Origin of the sequence: Acidithiobacillus albertensis, assembly GCF_001931655.1 — a bacterium.
Taxonomy (GTDB): domain Bacteria; phylum Pseudomonadota; class Gammaproteobacteria; order Acidithiobacillales; family Acidithiobacillaceae; genus Acidithiobacillus; species Acidithiobacillus thiooxidans.
On the sequence record NZ_MOAD01000001.1, the window covers coordinates 1,851,186 to 1,870,894 of the forward strand.

General features: G+C 54.4%; 15 protein-coding genes. 9 read left to right on the forward strand and 6 right to left on the reverse strand.

The window, feature by feature from the left end; genetic code table 11:
* The first annotated feature begins 51 nt into the window (after nucleotides 1-51).
* The 7 genes from BLW97_RS09640 (at nucleotide 52) to BLW97_RS09670 (ending at nucleotide 7,764) form a co-directional block, all read left to right on the forward strand.
* On the forward strand, nucleotides 52-948 hold the full coding sequence (locus BLW97_RS09640; RefSeq protein ID WP_024893638.1) for a LysR family transcriptional regulator: 897 nt from the start codon (nucleotides 52-54) through the stop codon (nucleotides 946-948).
* A 63-nt stretch (nucleotides 949-1,011) separates the two neighbouring features.
* Nucleotides 1,012-2,562, forward strand: a complete 1,551-nt coding sequence (murJ, locus tag BLW97_RS09645; RefSeq protein WP_075323014.1) for a murein biosynthesis integral membrane protein MurJ — start codon at nucleotides 1,012-1,014, stop codon at nucleotides 2,560-2,562.
* Complete coding sequence (locus BLW97_RS09650) at nucleotides 2,555-3,004, forward strand: DUF2203 family protein (RefSeq protein WP_010637861.1); 450 nt, start codon at nucleotides 2,555-2,557, stop codon at nucleotides 3,002-3,004. Before murJ ends, BLW97_RS09650 begins: the two co-directional genes overlap by 8 nt.
* Before the next feature lie 66 nt (nucleotides 3,005-3,070).
* Complete coding sequence (locus BLW97_RS09655) at nucleotides 3,071-3,997, forward strand: bifunctional riboflavin kinase/FAD synthetase (RefSeq protein WP_075323015.1); 927 nt, start codon at nucleotides 3,071-3,073, stop codon at nucleotides 3,995-3,997.
* A gap of 14 nt (nucleotides 3,998-4,011) precedes the next feature.
* Entirely contained in the window at nucleotides 4,012-6,834 is a 2,823-nt protein-coding gene (ileS, locus tag BLW97_RS09660) for an isoleucine--tRNA ligase (protein WP_075323016.1), read from the forward strand.
* Nucleotides 6,834-7,292, forward strand: coding sequence for a signal peptidase II (lspA, locus tag BLW97_RS09665; RefSeq protein WP_010637856.1), 459 nt, complete (start codon nucleotides 6,834-6,836; stop codon nucleotides 7,290-7,292). The genes ileS and lspA overlap by 1 nt, the downstream gene beginning before the upstream one ends.
* Before the next feature lie 253 nt (nucleotides 7,293-7,545).
* Entirely contained in the window at nucleotides 7,546-7,764 is a 219-nt protein-coding gene (locus BLW97_RS09670) for a hypothetical protein (protein WP_024893642.1), read from the forward strand.
* Between the two features lie 3 nt (nucleotides 7,765-7,767).
* Here BLW97_RS09670 and BLW97_RS09675 read toward each other — a convergent pair whose 3' ends face one another.
* The 4 genes from BLW97_RS09675 to BLW97_RS09690 form a co-directional block, all read right to left on the reverse strand.
* Nucleotides 7,768-8,376, reverse strand: a complete 609-nt coding sequence (locus tag BLW97_RS09675; RefSeq protein WP_075323017.1) for a cyclic di-GMP-binding domain-containing protein, MshE-related — start codon at nucleotides 8,374-8,376, stop codon at nucleotides 7,768-7,770.
* Nucleotides 8,377-8,399: 23 nt separating this feature from the next.
* Complete coding sequence (locus BLW97_RS09680; protein ID WP_075323018.1) at nucleotides 8,400-9,146, reverse strand: SDR family NAD(P)-dependent oxidoreductase; 747 nt, start codon at nucleotides 9,144-9,146, stop codon at nucleotides 8,400-8,402.
* Nucleotides 9,143-9,718 carry a thioredoxin family protein gene (locus BLW97_RS09685; protein ID WP_024893644.1) on the reverse strand — a complete coding sequence of 192 codons (576 nt, stop codon included), beginning with the start codon at nucleotides 9,716-9,718 and terminating at the stop codon, nucleotides 9,143-9,145. Before BLW97_RS09685 ends, BLW97_RS09680 begins: the two co-directional genes overlap by 4 nt.
* A 64-nt stretch (nucleotides 9,719-9,782) precedes the next feature.
* Entirely contained in the window at nucleotides 9,783-11,546 is a 1,764-nt protein-coding gene (locus BLW97_RS09690) for an ABC transporter ATP-binding protein/permease (protein ID WP_075323019.1), read from the reverse strand.
* A gap of 122 nt (nucleotides 11,547-11,668) precedes the next feature.
* Here BLW97_RS09690 and BLW97_RS09695 point away from each other — a divergent pair, with 122 nt between their 5' ends.
* Entirely contained in the window at nucleotides 11,669-12,151 is a 483-nt protein-coding gene (locus BLW97_RS09695; protein ID WP_010637846.1) for a DsrE family protein, read from the forward strand.
* Nucleotides 12,152-12,158: 7 nt separating this feature from the next.
* On the opposite strand, the gene BLW97_RS09700 is transcribed toward BLW97_RS09695, so the two are convergent.
* Both BLW97_RS09700 and BLW97_RS09705 read right to left on the reverse strand, forming a co-directional pair.
* A complete protein-coding gene (locus BLW97_RS09700) occupies nucleotides 12,159-12,962 on the reverse strand; it encodes a carbon-nitrogen hydrolase family protein (protein WP_075323020.1) in 804 nt (267 codons plus the stop codon).
* Between the two features lie 3 nt (nucleotides 12,963-12,965).
* A complete protein-coding gene (locus BLW97_RS09705) occupies nucleotides 12,966-16,637 on the reverse strand; it encodes a YhdP family phospholipid transporter (protein ID WP_077218345.1) in 3,672 nt (1,223 codons plus the stop codon).
* Between the two features lie 146 nt (nucleotides 16,638-16,783).
* Between BLW97_RS09705 and glnE the strand changes: the two genes are divergently transcribed.
* Nucleotides 16,784-19,705 (forward strand): bifunctional [glutamate--ammonia ligase]-adenylyl-L-tyrosine phosphorylase/[glutamate--ammonia-ligase] adenylyltransferase, encoded by a 2,922-nt coding sequence (gene glnE, locus BLW97_RS09710; RefSeq protein WP_207650585.1) that lies wholly within the window; start codon nucleotides 16,784-16,786, stop codon nucleotides 19,703-19,705.
* Nucleotides 19,706-19,709 lie beyond the last annotated feature (4 nt).

The window sequence follows — 19,709 nt, forward strand, 5'->3', positions numbered from 1 at the left end:
CATAAGGTAAAGTAAAAAGAAATTAATATTACCTTTTGGAAAAATAAAACCTTGATAATCCGCCATCCGACCCTGCACCAATTACGTATTTTTACGGTGCTTGCGCGACACCTTAACATGACCCGCGCTGCAACGGAATTACACCAGACGCCTTCAGCACTGTCCATACAGATCAAGCAACTTTCCGAGACCGCTGGCGAGCCCCTGTATGAACAAATGGGCAAAAAACTTTACCTCACGGCTGCCGGAGAAGCAGTTGCCAGGGCCGGAAACGACATTCTGCGTCGTCTGGATGCACTGAATCAGGAGCTCAACGCCCAGCGCAACCTCGAATCAGGGACGCTTAACCTGTCCATCATTTCGACGGCAGAGTACTTCGCGCCGCGCCTCATTGGTACCTTCTGCAAGGAACACGCAGGTATTGAAGTCCATCTTGAAATTGCCAATCGCGATAGCATCCTTGAACGACTCAAGCAAAATCTCGACGACATTTACATCATGGGCCAGGTTCCTGATGATATTGACGGTGTTGCCCGCCCCTTTATGGATAATCCGCTGGTTGTACTCGCCCCCGGCGATCACCCGTTAGCTGAACAATCCCGCATTGCTCCAGAGCGATTAAAAGATGAAGCCTTTATTCTTCGGGAAGAAGGTTCCGGAACCCGGCTGACAGCCCAGAATTTTTTCCAGGAACAGGGAGTCCAGCTCAAAGTCAGAATGACCATGAGCAGTAATGAAGCGGTCAAACAGCTGGTCGCCGGGGGACTGGGGCTGAGTGTCCTGTCCCGCAACACCATTGCTGCCGAAGCCAATGCCGGAAATATTGCCATTCTGGATGTCGTGGGTTTCCCCATTCTCAGACAATGGCACGCCGTGTATCGCAAGAACAAACGCTTAACCGCCGTAGCGCAAAAGTTCATGGACTTTTTGCTGGAAGGTAATTATTGATCTTGGCTGTTTCAAACGGCCGTGCCATTATTCCGGGATGCTTCCATCCTCTTTTGTGCGTTTATGAGTAAACACCCACTGCGCAGTGTATTGAAAGTCGGAAGCAATACCATGCTTTCCCGACTGCTTGGTTTCGCCCGTGACATTATTCTTGCGCATTTGTTCGGGGCCGGGGAAATGGCTGATGCTTTTTTTGTGGCCTTCCGGATTCCCAACCTGTTTCGTCGGCTGTTTGGAGAAGGCGCCTTCTCGCAATCATTCGTTCCAGTTCTGGGAGAATACCGGGCCCAGCGCACGACGGAGGAAGCTCAGGCGTTTGTCGCCGATATCAGTGGCTGGCTGGCCCTGACCCTGGCCGTGGTCACACTGATCGGCATTCTCGCTGCCAGCGCCGTAGTTTACGCCATAGCTCCGGGGTTTGCTGCTAACCCCGGCAAATTCCAGCTGACCGTGGAATTACTGCGGATTACTTTTCCCTATCTCTTTCTGATCTCAATGGTGGCGCTGGCTGGTGGTGTGCTCAATACCCATGGCCATTTTACGGTGCCTGCTTTTACGCCGGTTTTCCTGAATCTCAGCATTATTGCCACCGCATTATTCTGGGCACCGCATCTTGCCCAACCGGTTGTCGCCGTAGCCTGGGGTGTGTTGATTGGTGGCGTGGTACAGCTTCTGTTTCAGTTTCCAGCCCTGAAAAAACTGGGATATTTGCGCTGGCCGCGCCTGCGCCGCCGTGATCCGGGCGTCGCCAAGGTCTTGCGCCTGATGGGACCAGCAGCTTTCGGCGCATCGGTCGCTCAGATCAATTTATTCCTGAATACCATCCTGGCCTCTCTGGTCGGGGCGAATGTGGTTTCCTATCTTTATTACTCTGACCGGTTGGTGGAATTTCCTCTGGGCGTTTTCGGGGTCGCCTTGGGAACCGTGGTATTACCTCTGCTATCCCGGCAGGCGGCTGAGGGTTCTGCGCAATTTCCAGAAACCCTGGACTGGGCGCTGCGTCTGACCTGGCTGATCGGCCTTCCGGCGACGGTCGGTCTGCTGGTTCTGGCGCAGCCACTTCTGATCAGCCTGTTTCGCTACGGTGCCTATAGCGCTGAAGATGCCTGGCAGAGCAGTCTGAGTCTGATGGGTTATGGTATTGGCATATTACCCATCATTGCTGCACGCGTCCTTGCCCCGGCTTTTTATGCGCATCAAAATACTCGAACGCCCGTCCGTTTCGGCATGATCAGCGTGGCAGTCAACATGGTCATCAGCCTGATTCTCGCCTGGCCCCTGCAACAATTGGGTTTGGCCATTGCCACCAGCACAGCAGCACTGGTGAATGCCATTCTGCTCTGGCGCCGCCTGCATCGAGATGGTGTTTATCAAATGCAGGCGGGCTGGCCGCCCTTCTTGCTGAAATCCGCTGCCATGGCGATTATCATGGGCTTGGTGTTATTGAGCTTGCGCGGCGATACTGCACTGTGGCTGGCCCTACCCTTGTGGGAAAGACTCCTGCGGATCCTCGGTCTGGTGCTTTTAGCGGCCGTTCTGTATCTGGGTGGCACCTGGGCTTTGGGCATCCACGAGTTGCGCGATATTATCCGAAGGAGAACTGACCGTGCCTGAAACGGACGGATTACATGGACATGGAGATTCGGTATTTGCCATTCAGCGACCGGGTCAGATTCGCGTGTTCACACTGCTGGAAGCCCGGCAAATTTTTCCTTTGGTCCGCAACATTACCGCCCAGGCTGTTGATGAACTCTCTCCGGTTTTGGAGTCGATGAGGGCCAATATGGAAAACCATCTTCTTTTGCAGCAACAGGAAATCCACTACGAAGAAATTGTGCAGCGCTGGATCAATAAAATGGAGCGTCTGGGCGTGGTTGTTTCGGGATTATGGCTGGTGGATTTTGATACGGGCGATGGTTATTTGTGCTGGCGCCATCCGGAACCCGTGCTGGATTACTACCATGGTCATGAGCAGGGCTTTGGTCAGCGCCGCCCTTTGCAGGAGGTCATCCGGGAACAGCAACCCGAGTGGGCAGACTGCACACCCATGATCTAGGGTTCTCCATGAATTTAGGCTAGTATGTCGCCATTTTACCGTGAAACGGATCGCAAATAATCCCGCATGAATTTCCCAGGCTTTTTCCATAGACGCAGCCATTGTCCTGCCAGCTCAGCACTGGCGGTCAGTATCGGCAATTTTGACGGTGTTCATAGAGGACATCAGGCCTTGCTGCAGTCCCTACGCCAAAGTGATTTAGCGACGGCGGTTTTGACCTTTGAACCCCTGCCCCGGGAATTTTTTCTGGCATCCCAGGCCGCACCCCGGCTGAGCAGTCTCCGTGAAAAAATCGACGCGCTGCGTCACTACCATGTGGATCAAATTTACTGCCTGCCTTTTGATCAGGCTCTGGCCCGCCTTTCCGCTGAAGATTTCATTACGCGCATTTTGGTGCAGCAATTACAGTGCCGCTTTCTGGTGGTTGGTCATGATTTTCGTTTCGGGGCGGCGCGGCGGGGCGATCTGGAGATGCTGCAGCACTTCGGTCGCCAATATGGTTTTGCCGTCATGGAACAGCCAGCCTTCAGCCTCGACGGCCAACGCGTCAGCAGCACCGGCATTCGTGCGGCATTGCTGGCAGGCAACCTGGACCAGGCGCAACAGTGGTTGGGCAGACCCTATACCCTCTGTGGTAAAATCGTTCACGGTGATCATCTGGGTCGGGAACTGGGCTTCCCCACCGCCAACATTCCCCTGAATCGCCGCCCCGTTCCGGTCAAAGGCATTTTTGCCGGGCGTCTGCACAGCCCTCAAGGAAGCTGGATAGCCGCCATCAGTATCGGCTTGCGACCTACCGTCGGCGGTAAGCAAATGGTGCTGGAGGCACACTGCCTGGATGCCGACAGTCCTGATCTTTATGGACAGCGCGTTCAGGTAGAACTGCATCAGCAATTACGTCATGAAGAAAAGTACCCGGATCTCGATGCCCTCAAGGCAGCCATTGCCCGGGATATTATCAATACCCGCCGTTTTTTTGCCGAACACCCTTAGGATTTTCAAAACTCATGGACTACAAGCTGACACTGAACCTTCCCCAAACGGACTTTCCCATGCAGGGCAAACTCCCGGAACGCGAACCGGCGACACTGGCGCGCTGGCAGGAGCATGATTTGTATGCCGCCATCCAGACGGCGCGCAGCAACGCTCCGGTATTTATCCTGCATGACGGCCCGCCTTACGCCAATGGCAAAATTCACATAGGCCATGCGGTCAATAAAATCCTCAAGGACATTATCAATAAAAGCAAATTGAGTGAAGGTTACCGGGTCCCCTATGTGCCGGGCTGGGATTGTCATGGCTTACCCATTGAAATCCAGGTGGAAAAGGAACTGGGACGCCCCGGAGAAAAAGTCAGTGCCCAGGAATTTCGCAACGCCTGCCGGACCTACGCAGAAGGCCAGATTGTAGGACAACGGCAGGATTTTGAACGACTCGGCATCCTCGGCGACTGGCAGCATCCCTATCTGACCATGCATTTTGCGGCAGAAGCCAATATTCTCCGGGAACTTGGTCGCTTGACCGTCAATAGTCAGGTAGTACGCGGTGCCAAACCCGTCCACTGGTGTGTGGATTGTGGTAGTGCACTGGCCGAAGCGGAAGTCGAATATCAGGATCGCACGGATCCCTCCATTGATGTGGCTTTTGCCGTTGCCAATCCGGCTGACCTGCAGCAGCGGCTGGGGCTGAAAGAGGCTGTCGCCGCCAGCGTGGTCATCTGGACTACCACTCCATGGACTTTACCCGCCAATCAGGCGGTCGCCGTACATCCTGATTATGCTTATGTGCTCCTGCGCAGCGGGCATCGCCATATTCTGGTAGCTGCCGATCTGGCCGAAAGCACCCTCGCCCGTTATGGGGAAACCCCGGAAAATGGTCCTGCCATTCTGGCAGAATGCACCGGATCGCAGCTCGAAGGACTGATTCTGCAGCATCCTTTTCTGGATCGTCAGGTTCCGGTCATTCTCGGCCAACACGTTACCCTGGAAGCCGGTACCGGATGTGTGCACACCGCGCCTGCGCATGGCGTGGAGGACTATGAGGCCAGTCGTCATTATCATCTGCCGGTGGAAAGCCCCTTGCAGGATAACGGCCGCTTGCGTGATGACCTGCCCCGTGGTCTTGGCGGGCTGAATATTCGTCAAGCCAACGAAAAAATCATCGAACTGCTGCAGGAGGAAGATGCCCTACTGCATCTGGAAAAAATCCGCCATAGCTATCCCCATTGCTGGCGACACAAGACGCCCCTGCTGTTTCGGGCGACACCGCAATGGTTTATCAGCATGTCTGCCAACCAGCTCCGCGACAAGGCTCTCTCTGCCATAGAAGCAACGCGCTGGATTCCCGACTGGGGTCAGGAGCGCATTGCCGGCATGATCCGTCAGCGTCCGGACTGGTGTATTTCCCGGCAAAGAGCCTGGGGCGTACCCATTGCCCTGTTTTTCTGCGGCCAGTGTGGTGAACCGCTGCGCGACGCGGCAACTTTCGAACGGATTGCTCAGGCGGTGGAAGCTAACGGTGTTGATGCCTGGTTCAACCAGCCTGCCGAAGATTTTCTGCCTGCAGAAGCGCATTGTGCAGCCTGTGGATATGATCATTTTCACAAGAGCACGGATATTCTTGACGTCTGGTTTGATTCCGGCTCGACCCACGCCTTTGTCCTGGAGCAGCGTCCGGAACTGCAGAGTCCTGCCGACCTGTATCTGGAAGGTTCAGATCAACATCGTGGCTGGTTTCAGTCTTCGCTGCTGGAGTCTGTGGCGAGCCGGGGGCGTGCACCGTTCAAGGCGGTTTTGACCCATGGCTTCACGGTGGATGGTGAAGGCCGCAAGATGAGCAAGTCAGTGGGTAACGTCATCGCCCCGCAGAGCATTATCGACCGTTATGGTGCGGATATTCTGCGCCTCTGGGTGGCTTCGGCAGATTACCGGGGCGAAATTCCCATTTCCGATGCCATCGTCAAGCAATTGGGGGATAGCTATCGGCGCATTCGTAATACGGCCCGCTACATTCTGGGCAACACCCACGATTTTGACTTCGCAAAAGACGCACTGCCCGCAGCAGAGTTGCTGGAAATGGATCGCTGGATGCTGGCGCGCACCGCACTGTTGCAGGAAGAAATTCGTGCGGCCTATGCTGAATACCAATTTCTCAAGGTCCAGCAAAAGCTCCATCATTTTTGTTCCATTGATCTGGGCGGCCTCTATCTGGACGTACTCAAGGATCGCCTCTATACCTCACCGGCTGCTTCTCGCGCCCGCCGTTCCGCACAAACTGTCCTCTGGCTGATGCTGGAAGCCATGGTCCGCTGGATGGCACCCGTCCTGAGCTTTACCGCAGAAGAAATCTGGCAGGAAATGCGCGATCGGCCAGCACCCAGCGTGTTTTTTGGTGAATACCCAGACCTCCCTTTGCCCGCAGATACCGTTGCGCTGAACGCCCGCTGGGAGCGTCTCAGTCAATTACGGGATGCGGTCAATGCGGCGCTGGAACTGCTACGTCAGGACAAGCAAATCGGCTCGGGTCTGGATGCCGAACTGCAGATTTATGCCAACGATGACTGGCAGGCGTTTCTGCACCCTCTGGGAGAAGAACTGCGCTATTTTTTGATGACTTCCGCCTGCAGCATCCATGCCTACTCCGAGCGACCGGAAAACAGCGCCGAACTGGTTCCCGGAGTTGCCCTGCAGGTACAAACGAGCACAGCCAGCAAATGTGCACGGTGCTGGCATCGCCGTCATGATGTCGGCCAGCATGCCGGACATCCGGAAATTTGTGGTCGTTGTGTAAGCAATCTTGAATTACCAGGCGAACAACGGGAGTTCTGCTGATGTTACGTTACCTTTGGCTGTCTTTTGCCGTCATCCTTGCAGATCAGGGCGTCAAACTCTGGCTGAGTCACATCTGGCGGGTGGGACAGGGTATTGTCGTCATCCCCGGCCTCCTGAATTTTCGCCTCGTTCATAATACGGGGGCTGCTTTCAGTTTTCTGGCAGGTGCAGGCGGTTGGCAGCGCTGGCTGCTCATTGGTATTGCCCTGCTGGTCGTTGTCGTCATTGTCGCCATCCTGCGTCGCCTCAAACCCGGCAGCACCTGGACCGCCATCGCTCTCGCACTCATTCTTGGCGGTGCTGTAGGCAATCTGATTGATCGCATTCGCCTCGGCTATGTAGTGGACTTCATTGGGGCGCACTGGGGTTCTTTATATTGGCCTTATTTCAATATTGCCGATAGCGCCATTTCCATCGGGGCGGTAATTCTGGTTCTGGACGCTTTCCGCCGGCATTAGCCTTCCGGTTACAATAACGTCCCCTTGAGCAGTGGGGAGTTTTTGCGACACCGGCCAAAGTCGCGGCAAAGCTTCCCGACCCACCGCCGGTTTTAGGGGGCACCCTGTAAAAACGGGCACCTTGTCGTCAAAACGTGACAGAAATTAGCTGACTGACCGTTCGGATAATTTTTATGCATTGATTTATATGTGTTTATTATTTTGGCACACTCCTTGCTTTATTGTTTTCAATAGAAAGCTAAGGAGACAGCAGATGGATAACAGCACAAATTTATTGGCGGCTTTGCGTCGGGTTCGCAGCTTCCCCAGTTACTCTTCTTTCATGGCAGGACATGAAAGACAACGCATCAAACGGGAATTACAGAAACGCCTGCTCCGCCTGCGCCGGCAACGACAGGTTCAGCAACACCCCAACTTTGTGACCAAACAACAACAAATTGCCAGCGGTATTTTTCAGCATATTTTTCACTGAAACTTAGACGCAGGCGCGCTGAATATCCTTTCCGCAATCCTGCAAAAACTGCCAGCGTGCCACCCACTCATGCACTGGATGGAAAGAGGCTCCAGCAATCGCCTGACGAAAAGCTTCGAGATCTTTTTCGACCTGTTTCAAAACACTGAGTAAACGTCGCAAGCGCCCAGGATCTCCCTTGCGTTTGGCCGTTTCTATGGCCTCTCTGGCGACAGCCAGGGCACGAGGAAAGTCCATCGCTTGACGCAATGCCGCATCCCGTTTTTTTCTTTCTCCCCCAGCTTCGCGATCCGGTATGCGGGGCACCCGTTGTTGCCATTCTTTCAATAAATCAAGGGACTGCTTTTCGAGATCCATACGCAGCTTTTCTGTAGAGCCTGCCAACATACGGGCACTTTTGAGTTTACGATCATCGTGACGAAGACGAGCCTGCCTGGTAAGACCCAGGGCAAGATCCTGCTCACTGACCAGTCCTTCAGCAATCAGCAACTTCCCCAGACGTTCACTCCCTTGCCTTTGATGGCGGAGAGCGCGTTCAAGCTGTTCCGGAGAAATAAATCCACGCTGCAACAGCACTTGCCCAATACGGCGCTTTTCTTGTTCGTTTATCATTATTTTCTGCGCCGGTAGACGCTTTAATCCCTGTAGACCAGCCCGGCCCGCGCCTGAGCACGTGGTTTTATAATGATTTCATCAATATTGACATGGGCAGGACGGCTGACCACCCAGCTAATGGCGTCGGCAATATCTGCTGCCACCAAAGGCTCCATACCTGCATATACACTCGCTGCACGTTCTGCATCTCCGGCAAAGCGCACCAGACTGAATTCGGTTTCCACCAGTCCCGGATCTATTTCGGTAATGCGGATGGGCTTGCCCAGCCATTCCACACGCAGCGTCTCGGTAATCGCCTTGACCGCATGTTTGCAGGCCGTATAACCGCCGCCACCGGCATAGGTTTCATGGGCGGCAATACTGCCGATATTGACCAGATGCCCAACGCCCGAAGAAGCTTTCAACAGTCGTGGATAAAGTGCCTTACTCATCCGCGCCAGGCCCAGCACATTGCTGTCCCACATGCGTTGCCAGTGGGATTCCTCCATCTCGGCAATCGGCTCAAGGCCCAGCGCACCACCAGCATTATTGACCAGAATATCAACAGCCTCGGGCAACTGATCGACAAACTGACAGACACTTTCCGTGTCAGTGACATCCAGAGTCAGGGCTACCCCCTGAATTTCTTCTGCCAATGCCTGCAGTCTTTCCAGACGGCGGGCACCGACGTAGACCTTACATCCCTGATGTGCAAGCTGACGGGCTGTTTCTGCGCCAATACCCGATGATGCCCCCGTAACCACGGCACAGCGCTGAACGGAGATCATACCCAACCCTCCGGTTCATTACCGGCTCGCCACTTGATGCTGCAACCCACACTGGGCAGGACTTTTGCCGGAGGCTCACGCTTTTCCAGCACGGCAGCTACCGCTTCCGATAAATCTTTTCCGGTAACCGGCAGCGTATTTTTGGGACGACTGTCATCAAACTGACCATGGTAAAAAAGCTTGCCTGCCTGATCAAAAAGGAAAATATCCGGGGTACAAACGGCGTTGAAGGCCTTCGCTACGGCTTGATCTGCATCAAAAAGATAGGGAAAGTCATAACCGGCACGCTGCGCTTCGGCAGGCATTTTCTCGGGGGCATCCTCAGGATAGGTGTCCGGATCATTACTGTTGATCGCCACCACCTGAACTCCCTGATTTTGCCACTGACGGGCCAACTCGCCCAGCTGCCTGCTGATATGCAGTACATAAGGACAATGGTTGCAGATGAACAGCACCAGTAAGGGCTTGCCCCGGGCAGAAGTACTCGACCATTGACCACTTTCTCCTCCGACGGGCAAAGAAAAAGCGGGCATGGCGCCACCAACGGGTAAATCTTTTGCGGTCATTGCCATAATTGCATCTCCTAAATTTCCTGATGATGAGCCGAAGCTCGACTTTGTGTTGATCGTTTGCCGGTCATGCAGGTGCCGGGTGCAAACCATCTGCTGGGCCTTGCTGTTGGACGACTTCCAGCACCCAGGCACCATTACCCTGCAGGTGCAGGCAATGCTGGTGGTGCTGCAGCAAACTGGAGCGATGACCGACACTGATGATTGCGCTTTCCGGAAGGGCTTCGACCAGCAATTGATATAGGCGGTTTTCGGCGGGCTCATCCAGAGCCGAACTCGCCTCATCCAGAAATATCCACTGCGGTTTTTGCACCAGCACCCGCGCGAAAGCCAGACGCTGCTGTTCCCCCAAGGATAACACATGCGACCAGAGCCGGGAGTCATCCAGCTTGTCGGCAAGACTACTCATATCAACCATGTGCAAAATCTGCTGCAGTCGCTGATCATCCACATTGGCGCCAAAGGGATACACCAGAACATCCCGAAGGGTACCCAGAGGCAAGTAAGGTTTTTGGGGAAGAAACAAGGGGCGCTCTCCTTCGGGCAGGCCGATTTCTCCGTCACCAAAAGGCCAGATACCCGCCAGACTGCGGATCAACGTACTTTTCCCGCCACCGGAAGGCCCCATGATCAACAGTCGCTCACGACGACGGACGTCGAGATTCAGGTCATGCACCAGTTCCCGGCCATCTGGCAAGCGCACATTGAGATCCTTGACCTGCAGGTTGGGCGCGTTTTTTCGCTCAATCTGATAGTGGGTTTCACGGATAACCCGCACCTCATCCATGGATTGTTCAAAAAAGCGCAGACGATCGACGACCGCATGCCAGTTGGCCAGACTGCTGTAACTGCTGACAATAAAAGAAAGAGCACCTTGCACCTGGGAAAAGGCCATAGCTATTTGCTGCAGTCCACCGATACCAATGGCTTTATTCACAAAATAGGCAGGCATGCTGACAATAAGCGGGAAAATAATGGCCGCCTGACCATACCCCGATACCCACCAGTTCAGACGCATGGATCGCCAGATGATCCGCCAGTAATTCGCATACACTTCGGCAAAACGCCGGAGAAAATGATGGCGTTCTTCATGTTCACCTCCATATAAAGCCACGCTCTCACTGTTTTCTCGCAGACGCATCATGCTGAAACGGAAATCTGCCTGATAACGTTCCTGATTAAAATTGAGTTTGATCAGCGGGCGGCCAATAAGCGCCGTCAGAATGGTTCCAAATACGGCATATATCAGGGCAGCCCAAACCAGATAACCGGGAATGGTGTAAAGGGCCCCCTTCCAGGGGATGGTAATCATGGCCGACAACTCCCAAAGCATGAACACAAAGGCCGCCAGAGTCGTTACTGAACTGAGCAGGCCAATGATGATGTTCAGGGTCTGGCTGGTAAAACTGGCCAGATCTTCGCTGATACGCTGGTCCGGGTTATCTGTACCATCGCCCAGTACCTGCATATGGTAAAACGTGCTTTTAGACAACCAGTTGTCGAGATAATGGCGGGTCAGCCAACGTCGCCAGCGGATTTCCAGCATCTGGGTAAAAAAAGTCTGGGATACGGCGGCTATGATGTAGGCTGTCGCCAGCAATAGAAAAATCAGCATCTGATGCCAGGCGGCATTGACAGCAAAACGCTGCAAGGCATTCCAGAAAAAGGCATACCATTGAGTAATGCGGTAGGAGATAAATACCATAAACAGGTTGAGAATAATGATCAGCGCGAAAATACCCCGTGCACTCCAGCGCTCTTCTGAATGCCACCAATAGGGCTTACTGATGCGCCACAAGTCGCGAAAAAACGCTCCGTTAAACTGCTTCATGCGCTCTCTCCACCCATAAAAACCTTCAACATCTCAACGCTCCTCCGATCTTCACGCCGGCCCCGGCTTAATTATTGCTATGCTTCAAGGGAAGTCTTATCTATAAAGCTCAGGAGAATAGCATGACCCAATCCAAAAACCATTCCCGTCGTCAGTTCATCGGAGGTATTGCTGCTGTTGCTGGAGTCGGTGCCCTGGCCATCAGCAATCAGGGCAACGCCCAGGGCATGATGGGGCCAACCAAAAACAAGGTAGTGTTTCAACTCAACAAGTCCGATCCGGCTTATATTCTGGACATCCTGCATAGTGCTGCCGTCGTCCTCGGCCATTTCAACAGCGATGCCGACATTGTCATCGACTGCTTCGGACCCGGCCTCTGGTTGCTGGTCAAGGCCCCGAAAAATCATCAACATTACGAAAAATTCATTATGGAACAGGTAGAAAGCCTGCACATGTATGGCGTGGTTTTCAACGCCTGTGAACAGACCATGAAAACCATCCACATCGACAAGGCAGATCTGATTCCACAGGCGGTGCCCGTGTTTAGCGGCGCGGTGGATCTCATTACCCTGCAGCAAAAAGGTTATGCCTATATCGCCTGGTAGGAAACCCTCAGTCCAGTTGCCGATGTTGCAGAGCGGGTAACTGCTTTCGGCAACTTTGCAGGTAATCCCTGTCCATTCCAGCCATCACCCATCCCGGCCCCTGTTCCATGCGGGCCAGGACCTGCCCCCAGGGGTCAATAATCATGCTGCCGCCAAAAGTCTGACGACCATTCTGATGCAGACCACCCTGATCGGCAGCCAGCAAGTACGCCTGATTTTCGATGGCTCTGGCGCGCAGCAAACTTTCCCAGTGGGCGGCACCCGTTTGTCGGGTGAAAGCGCTTGGCACCACCAGCAGTTCGGCACCAGCGTAATGACGATACAACTCCGGGAAACGCAAATCATAACAAATGGAGAGCCCCAGTTGACCCCAAGGGGTTTCTACCTGAACAGGCAGCTTGCCCGGCGCGATACTGCGGGATTCCCGATAGCTTTCCCCACCAGCCAGGTTGACATCAAAAAGATGGATTTTGTCGTAACGCGCACGGCGATGGCCTTCATTATCGTAAACCAGACAAGCTGCAAAGCAGCGTCCGTCAGGCGCCGCAATGGGGATGCTGCCGCCCACCAGCCAGCAGTCCTGTTGCCGCGCCTGATCCGCCAGCCAGGACTGAATAACACCTTCACCATCAGGTTCCATCAGCGCGAGTTTGTCTGTTTCATGACGTCCCATAAAGGCAAAATTCTCGGGCAGCAGGATCAGCTTCGCTCCCTCACGAGCGGCCTCCCGAATCAGCCCTGCGGCTTGCTCAAAATTTTCTGAAGGGATATTCGAAGAAACCATCTGAATTACGGCAAGCTGAGCGTCCATGCCTTATTTATCCTTTGCTGACGACGACGATATGCGGGTAACCATGGGGTGCTCCCAAGAGCCTTGGGCGAGATAGTTTAATTCTAGCACCTTACCCGAATGCCCAAACAGTGCCGGGCCCAGCAGCGGGAAATCTCCTAGAAGCCAATCAAAACTCTGTAAAGGGTAAACCTGCAAATTCAGGTTCATTTGCTGATCAACCATGTCCAGAGTTCCTGCTCCATGCATGGCCAGCGCACTGGAGTTCAGGCGAATATACTGACTGCGTGCCAAACCCTTCCCGAGCACAAACTTTGCCGAAAGCGCATGAAAAAACAAACCCTCTCCAAATAGTGGACGGTAATCCAGAGTGAGCAGGTCTTTCAGCAGGGTTGTTGGATTCACATAAACCAGCCAGGACACATCCGTCCCCATTTTTTTGAGGCGGCCGTTTTTTATATGGGACTGGATTGTCCCCTGAAGATGCTGCACATTCCAATTCCAGGGTGCGCCCGGCCAGGAAATTTTCCCCGTATAGCGGGCTTGCCCGTATTCCAGACTGTTCATCCCCAGCGCTTCCAGCGCCGGGCCGATATTATGGCTTTGCACCGTTCCCTGCACGGTAGTCATGCCGCCATCATGGGGCTGCCATGCCCCGCTGAGATCCCAGTGACTACCGAGCCACTCCCCTTTCAAAGCTGATAGTTGCCAGCCGCTTGGCGAGCGTTCCGCCTGTAAGGTCACATCATGGGCAAGATGCCCCCGCCAATCCAGATGGTCCATATGGGCATCCAGGTCCAGTGGACCACCTGAGGCCCAGGCCGGAGCAGAAGTCATTCCTGAAGTCAGCCAGGCAGACTGCAGAGGTTCGGTCTGCGCAGGGCTGAGTAGCAGTTTCTGCACATTCAGGTGAATGGCGGCCGCTTGTGCCGGAATCCTTGCCGCCTGATAAGTGAGCTTGCCTGCAGACTGAGGACTGCGCCAGCGCAAATGCCAGTTACGGCCTCGGGCTTCTCCCAGTATCCGGGTATGCTGCCAAACCTGTCCCAGCAGTTGCACTTGCTGCCAATGCAGGTCAAAACGAGTGGTTGGCAAGCGGCCTCCCGGGCCACCTGCCGGTAAGAGAGCGAACCATTCATCCACAGGCAGAACCTGACCCTGTCCATCTATCCTCACGCCGTAGCCGGGCATTTTGGGAAGAGGGCCCGCACCCAGACGCAGCGTTGCAGCCCGCCACTGCCAATGCCTGCCTTCGCTTTTCCAGCTCAGCCGGGCTTGGCCTTGAGCGGCGTGAACAGTCAGATCAAAAGCACGATCCCAAAGCCCCTGTCCGGAGATGCTGACGGGGGTCTCATCCGCATAACTCCAGTTAAAGGGTGCCGGGAAGGAACTGCGACTACGCTGTAACCGGGCAGATCCCAATAAGCGCAGTCTGCCATTTTCCAGAGTTCCGGATACCTGATAAGGAATCACTCCATGCAGTCTGGATTGCCAGGATTGCGGCAGCGGTAACTGCCCGGCCTGCAGCGACCCCTGCAATTGCATCTGCAGATGAGTCTGCTGGTCAAGCGCTTTGGCTTGTAAGCTCACTTCTGCGGGGCCGCCCACAAACTGACCCTGCAGGTTTTTGGCATTGATGGCATCTCGCTGAAAATGAATGGGTCCCGAAATGGATTCAGCTCGCCAGTTTCCCATTTTCACACCGGCTTTTTGCAAAGCAAGCACACCCTGTACCTGGGTTTTTTCATGATGAAATGGCACCTTCAGGGCCAGATGCAACTGTCCTTCCCCGGAAAGTTGCAGGGGCGGCGTTTGCGCATGGCGTAAAAGCGGGGTCTGACGCAAACAGGGCAGCAGTTTTGCCATGGGCAGAGGCGTATGGATTTCTGCATACAGAGGCGATGCAAGTGCCGTATCCAGATTGCCAATAGAAACTTGCGCCTCCCGCACCGGAATACCGGAAATATCCCCGTGACTGCGAACGGTCAATGCATTTCCAGTCCACTGCAAACGGGCATCCAGATGCTCCGCATCGGGCCAGCGTGCTGCGTAAAGCAAATGCACATTGTGAAAATGCGCCTGCAGATTGAGATGGTCATGATTGCGGTTTTGGGGCAAATGCTGCCAGGGGCCTCGCCAACGCAAATCTGCCTTGTCCAGAGTGCCACTGAGAAAGGCCCTGGAAAGCCAGCGCTGCAATGCCGGTGAAATTCCCTGATTCGGCAGAAAAGTGTTGATGTCGCGTACCGGCAGGTGCTGCATTCGGGCTTGCAAATGCAATTGTTGTGGACCGATGCTGGCAGCTAGCTGCAAATCTCCAGGACCATGGACAAGCAAAGGGGCAGCCTGCAAAGACCAGTGCTGAGCATTCCAGCGACCGGAAATATGCCCCGATACTTTTTGTAAAAACCAGGAATGCGCAAAATAACGCGGCCAAAATACCTTCAGTTGTCGGCTTTGCAAATGCAGACTGAATTGTTGCGGTTGAAAATCAAGATGGCCGCTCAAACCGTCCAGACCTGGGGCCTGGCCCAGAGCGGGAATATCCAGATCGTCCAGCCGGGTTTGTAGTTGCCAGCCCAGCTTTTGGGAGTTCCGGATTCTTGCAAAATGTACCTGCATGTCCCGCAAGTTTCCGTGCCAGGATGATTGGCGCCAGTTTTGCCAGTGCGCTGGCAACAAAGGACCGGCGATGTCCATAACCAGCTGAACAGGCAAGCGCTTGGCACTGAAATCACCCTGCAATCGCCTCTTCCAGTGGAGACGCAAGCGGGCGGACAAGGGCTGCGCACTGATCCCGCTGATTTGAGAAATCTCAAGCTGCCCCGAATGAGTAAACCCTTGCCAACGGAGCTGCCCTTGCACCCCGGTCGCTTTCGGCCCTGAAAAACCCGGATGTTGCCATTGAAAATGGCCGTCCAAAGCGCTGGACAGGCCATCCTGCCAGACCAGACTACCCTTTGCACTCAGCACTCCCTGCAGCGCAGGGAAACGGCCATCCAGCTCATGCAACCAGGCCACGGGCAGGCCATGTAGCGCCCATTGCCCATTTCCTGCTGCACCCGCGTACTGCAGACTGCCGCCTTTTGCCCAGTCAAGATGAATCTGCATGTCCGGTCGTAAGCCGCCCGTACTGAGCCACTGCAAATGCAAGGCTGTTGAATACGTATTGTCCGGCAATTCAATCAAAAAATGTTGGATTTGCAAGCGTGCTGGATCCAGTTTGAGATTGAAATGACCGTTGGATTGACCCGGTTTCAGTCCAGCCAGATGCCATTGACCTTGGGCATTTTTGAGGAGTTTTACAGAACCACTGGCCACATCCAGTTTTCTGGCCATCAGGTCGCCCGCGAATAGCGGCAAAACAAAAAACTGCAAGTTCACATCATTCAGAGACAAATCCGGATGGGCGACAGGCCCAATCAGCAAGTGCTGAAATTGCACAGTAGGTCCGCCCTTCCATTCGGTCCGGATGGCACTCAGTTGCACGGGTTCCGAGAAATGCTCTACCAGGGCGTTGCGCAGATAATCCCGGAGCAATTCCGGCCTATATATGAAAAGCAGATAGGCGGCGAGTATCAGCAGCATCGCACCCGCGACCAGCACTGCTGAAACCCGGGCGAACCCAACAGCCAGGCTGCGCAGGGACTGTCGCAGTCCTGCCTGATGCGGGGCATCAGCATGGGCATCAGCCATGATGCCCGGTCGATGTCGGTAAAAATGCCGAGGAAATACGCGAAGTTCCTGAGTAGCAAAAGAAAATATACGGGGATTACAGGGATCGTATCATAACCATCTTCAGGTACACTGTGAACATGCATGACCTGCCAAGGAATAGCCCCATGTCCCGGAGACCTGTGCCTGAAAATCCGATGGGTGAAAGCCCAAAATCCATGCCCCCGAAAACCGGGACGCGCTTACCCACCCTGATCACCGAAATTCTCCAGCAAATTCCTGTAGACAGGGAAGCCATAGAAGAAATGATCAAGCTCATCTGGGCAACATTTTCGGAAACCCAACGCAACAATCTGCTGGATAAGGGTGCAGGTTTTTTCCGGCATTGCTTGCAGGTTGCCTGTGCCAGCCCCTTTCTGCGCCAACATCTGCAGTATCACCCCCAGCACCTGCTCCGCCTGGCCAAGGGCGAAGTCACCCCGCCTCCCGACTTGAAGGACCACAGCCCTGAGGCCTTCAACACGGCATTACGGCGCTATCGCAATGCACGGATGGTTGAAATCATCTGGCGCGATCGCATGGCGGGTGAGCACATGCCGGAAACCGTAGCGGCTGTCAGCGCGTTGGCCGAAACCTGTCTACAGCAGGCCTGCATATACGGCCAGGCCTTATTGCAACAAGCCTATGGATATCCCGAGAACGATGCCGGAGAGGCAGTTGCTTTCGCGGTCATCGGCATGGGCAAACTCGGTGGAAAAGAGCTGAATTTGTCCTCGGATATCGACCTCATTTTCTGCTTTAGCGAAAATGGCAGCAGTAATGGTCCCCGTTCCCTAGAAAACAGTGAATACTTCAGCCGTTTGGGGCGCTGGCTGATTCAGGCGCTGGATCAACCCGGCGCCGAAGGTTTCTGCTTTCGCGTAGACATGCGTCTGCGTCCTTTCGGGGATGCCGGCCCCCTCTGCATCAGTGCTGCCGCCATGGAGCACTATTATCAGGTCCATGGGCGGGGCTGGGAGCGTTACGCTTTCATCAAAGCCCGACCCGTAGCGGGTAACCTGGATTTTGGTGCAAAAGTGCTGGAAATGCTGAGGCCTTTTGTTTACCGCCGCTATCTGGACTTTACCGCCCTGCAGGGACTCCGTGAGGTCAAGGCCCTGATGGATGCCGAGCAGGGCGAAAGCAGTCAGGACATTAAAAAAGGACAAGGCGGGATTCGCGAAATCGAATTTATCTGTCAATCACTCCAGATCATCCATGGGGGGCGTACCCCCCAACTACGCAATACCAACACGCTCAGCACGTTGGATATTCTCTACGAACTGGATCTACTGCCAAAATCCGATTTTCTGTTATTGGGCAAGGCCTACGGTTTTTTTCGTAATACCGAGCACTGCCTGCAAATGGTCCAGGACCAGCAAACCCAGCAACTTCCCCGCAATGAGAACGAATGGCAGCGACTGGCCTGCGCCATGCACCATGAGGATGTGGATAGTTTTCGAATGGATCTGGACGGTTTGCGTCGGCAAGTGCATCAGATTTTTTTACAAACCCTGGCTCCGCAAACTGTGCATTCCAGCAATACGCCGGAACAGGGACGGCAACTCTGGCTACATGCCCAAAACCATACTCTGGACATGCTCCCTGAGAATATTTTCCAGAAACTGCATTTTCCAAATCCGACAGAAAGCTGGTCACGACTCTGGCGCTTTGCCCATAGTCGGGATGTCTCTTTGCGGCTATCCACGGAAGGACGCCAGCGTCTGGATAATTTGCTGCCGCAGATACTGGAAATTTGTGCACAGGAAGCCGATAGCGAAGCGCTTCTGCAACATTTTCTGAACCTGCTGGAAGCCATACTCAGCAAAGCCAATTACCTCGCGCTCCTCGCCGAAAACCCCCGCTATCTGCAGCATTGCAGCACGCTGCTACACAGTCCTTGGTTAGCGCAGCAACTCGCCCGCTTTCCCGTGCTGCTCGATGATGTACTCAGCAACAACCATCAGCCCGGGCAATGGCCGGAAATTCTCCACGCCCAACTACAGTATGCGGAAGACCAGGAAGAACGCATGGATGCCCTGCGGCGCTTTAAAAATGCCGAACTGGTACGCCTTGCGGCCAGCTTCTGGACGCAGCAGTTATCCATTGAGTCGTTACTGCGGCAACTCAGCGATCTGGCACAACTTACCCTGCAAACCGCGCTGGATTGGGCCCGGCTGGAAATGGAACGCCGCCATGGCCGGATCTGCACTCAGGATGGACAGACAGCGTCATTTGCGGTCATCGCTTTGGGCAAGCTGGGCGGTCAGGAAATGGGCTTCGCCTCGGACCTGGATCTGATTTATTTATATGACGCCCCGCCTGAGGCGGAAAGTGACGGTCCAGCCCCCCTTCCCGCCTCCACCTGGTATGCCCGCCTGGGACAAAGGCTCATCCACCTGCTCAGCACGCTGACCCGCGCAGGCATACTGTATGAAATTGACATGCGCCTGCGCCCCAGTGGCCAATCCGGTCCTCTGGTCAGCAGTATGGAGACGTTCAGCCGCTACCAGCACCAATCCGCCTGGACCTGGGAGCATCAGGCCCTGACCCGCGCCCGCTGGGTAGCCGGCGATTCACAGTTAGGAGCACGATTCGAACAATTGCGTCATGCCATTTTGGGTTCCGAAAGAGACGCCGAGACCTTGAAAAGTGCCGTGCGGAGCATGAGAAAACGTATTTTCGACAATAAAAACATAGCCCCACAAGCTTTTCATCTGAAATTAAGCCCGGGTGGACTGACAGATATCGAGTTTCTTGTACAATTTGCTATGCTAGGCGCTTGCCCAGAGCAGCCGGATTTGTGTCAGAATACCGGCACCGCAGCAGCCATCAGGGCCTTGGTGCAATCCGGTGTTTGGAATGCCCAACAAGGCTCTGATTTGCTGCATGCCTGGAAACTGTACCGGCAAGTAGAAAACGAACGCTGGCTGAACTTGCAGGAAAACAATGTTCATGCCGATGATACCCCGCATTGGGAGGCTTTGCAGGACGCCTCAGAAAAGGTGCGAGTCATCTGGCAGGAATGGATTGGCAGTTATACGGATTAAGGAG

Excerpts from the sequence above, each read along its gene's own strand:
- BLW97_RS09680 (WP_075323018.1), bottom strand. The coding sequence starts at position 9,146 with ATGATCTCCGTTCAGCGCTGTGCCGTGGTTACGGGGGCATCATCGGGT.
- BLW97_RS09670 (WP_024893642.1), top strand. The coding sequence starts at position 7,546 with ATGGATAACAGCACAAATTTATTGGCGGCTTTGCGTCGGGTTCGCAGC.
- murJ (WP_075323014.1), top strand. The coding sequence starts at position 1,012 with ATGAGTAAACACCCACTGCGCAGTGTATTGAAAGTCGGAAGCAATACC.
- glnE (WP_207650585.1), top strand. The coding sequence starts at position 16,784 with ATGTCCCGGAGACCTGTGCCTGAAAATCCGATGGGTGAAAGCCCAAAA.
- BLW97_RS09705 (WP_077218345.1), bottom strand. The coding sequence starts at position 16,637 with ATGGCTGATGCCCATGCTGATGCCCCGCATCAGGCAGGACTGCGACAG.
- ileS (WP_075323016.1), top strand. The coding sequence starts at position 4,012 with ATGGACTACAAGCTGACACTGAACCTTCCCCAAACGGACTTTCCCATG.
- BLW97_RS09685 (WP_024893644.1), bottom strand. The coding sequence starts at position 9,718 with ATGGCAATGACCGCAAAAGATTTACCCGTTGGTGGCGCCATGCCCGCT.
- BLW97_RS09655 (WP_075323015.1), top strand. The coding sequence starts at position 3,071 with ATGAATTTCCCAGGCTTTTTCCATAGACGCAGCCATTGTCCTGCCAGC.
- BLW97_RS09700 (WP_075323020.1), bottom strand. The coding sequence starts at position 12,962 with ATGGACGCTCAGCTTGCCGTAATTCAGATGGTTTCTTCGAATATCCCT.
- BLW97_RS09675 (WP_075323017.1), bottom strand. The coding sequence starts at position 8,376 with ATGATAAACGAACAAGAAAAGCGCCGTATTGGGCAAGTGCTGTTGCAG.
- BLW97_RS09695 (WP_010637846.1), top strand. The coding sequence starts at position 11,669 with ATGACCCAATCCAAAAACCATTCCCGTCGTCAGTTCATCGGAGGTATT.
- lspA (WP_010637856.1), top strand. The coding sequence starts at position 6,834 with ATGTTACGTTACCTTTGGCTGTCTTTTGCCGTCATCCTTGCAGATCAG.
- BLW97_RS09690 (WP_075323019.1), bottom strand. The coding sequence starts at position 11,546 with ATGAAGCAGTTTAACGGAGCGTTTTTTCGCGACTTGTGGCGCATCAGT.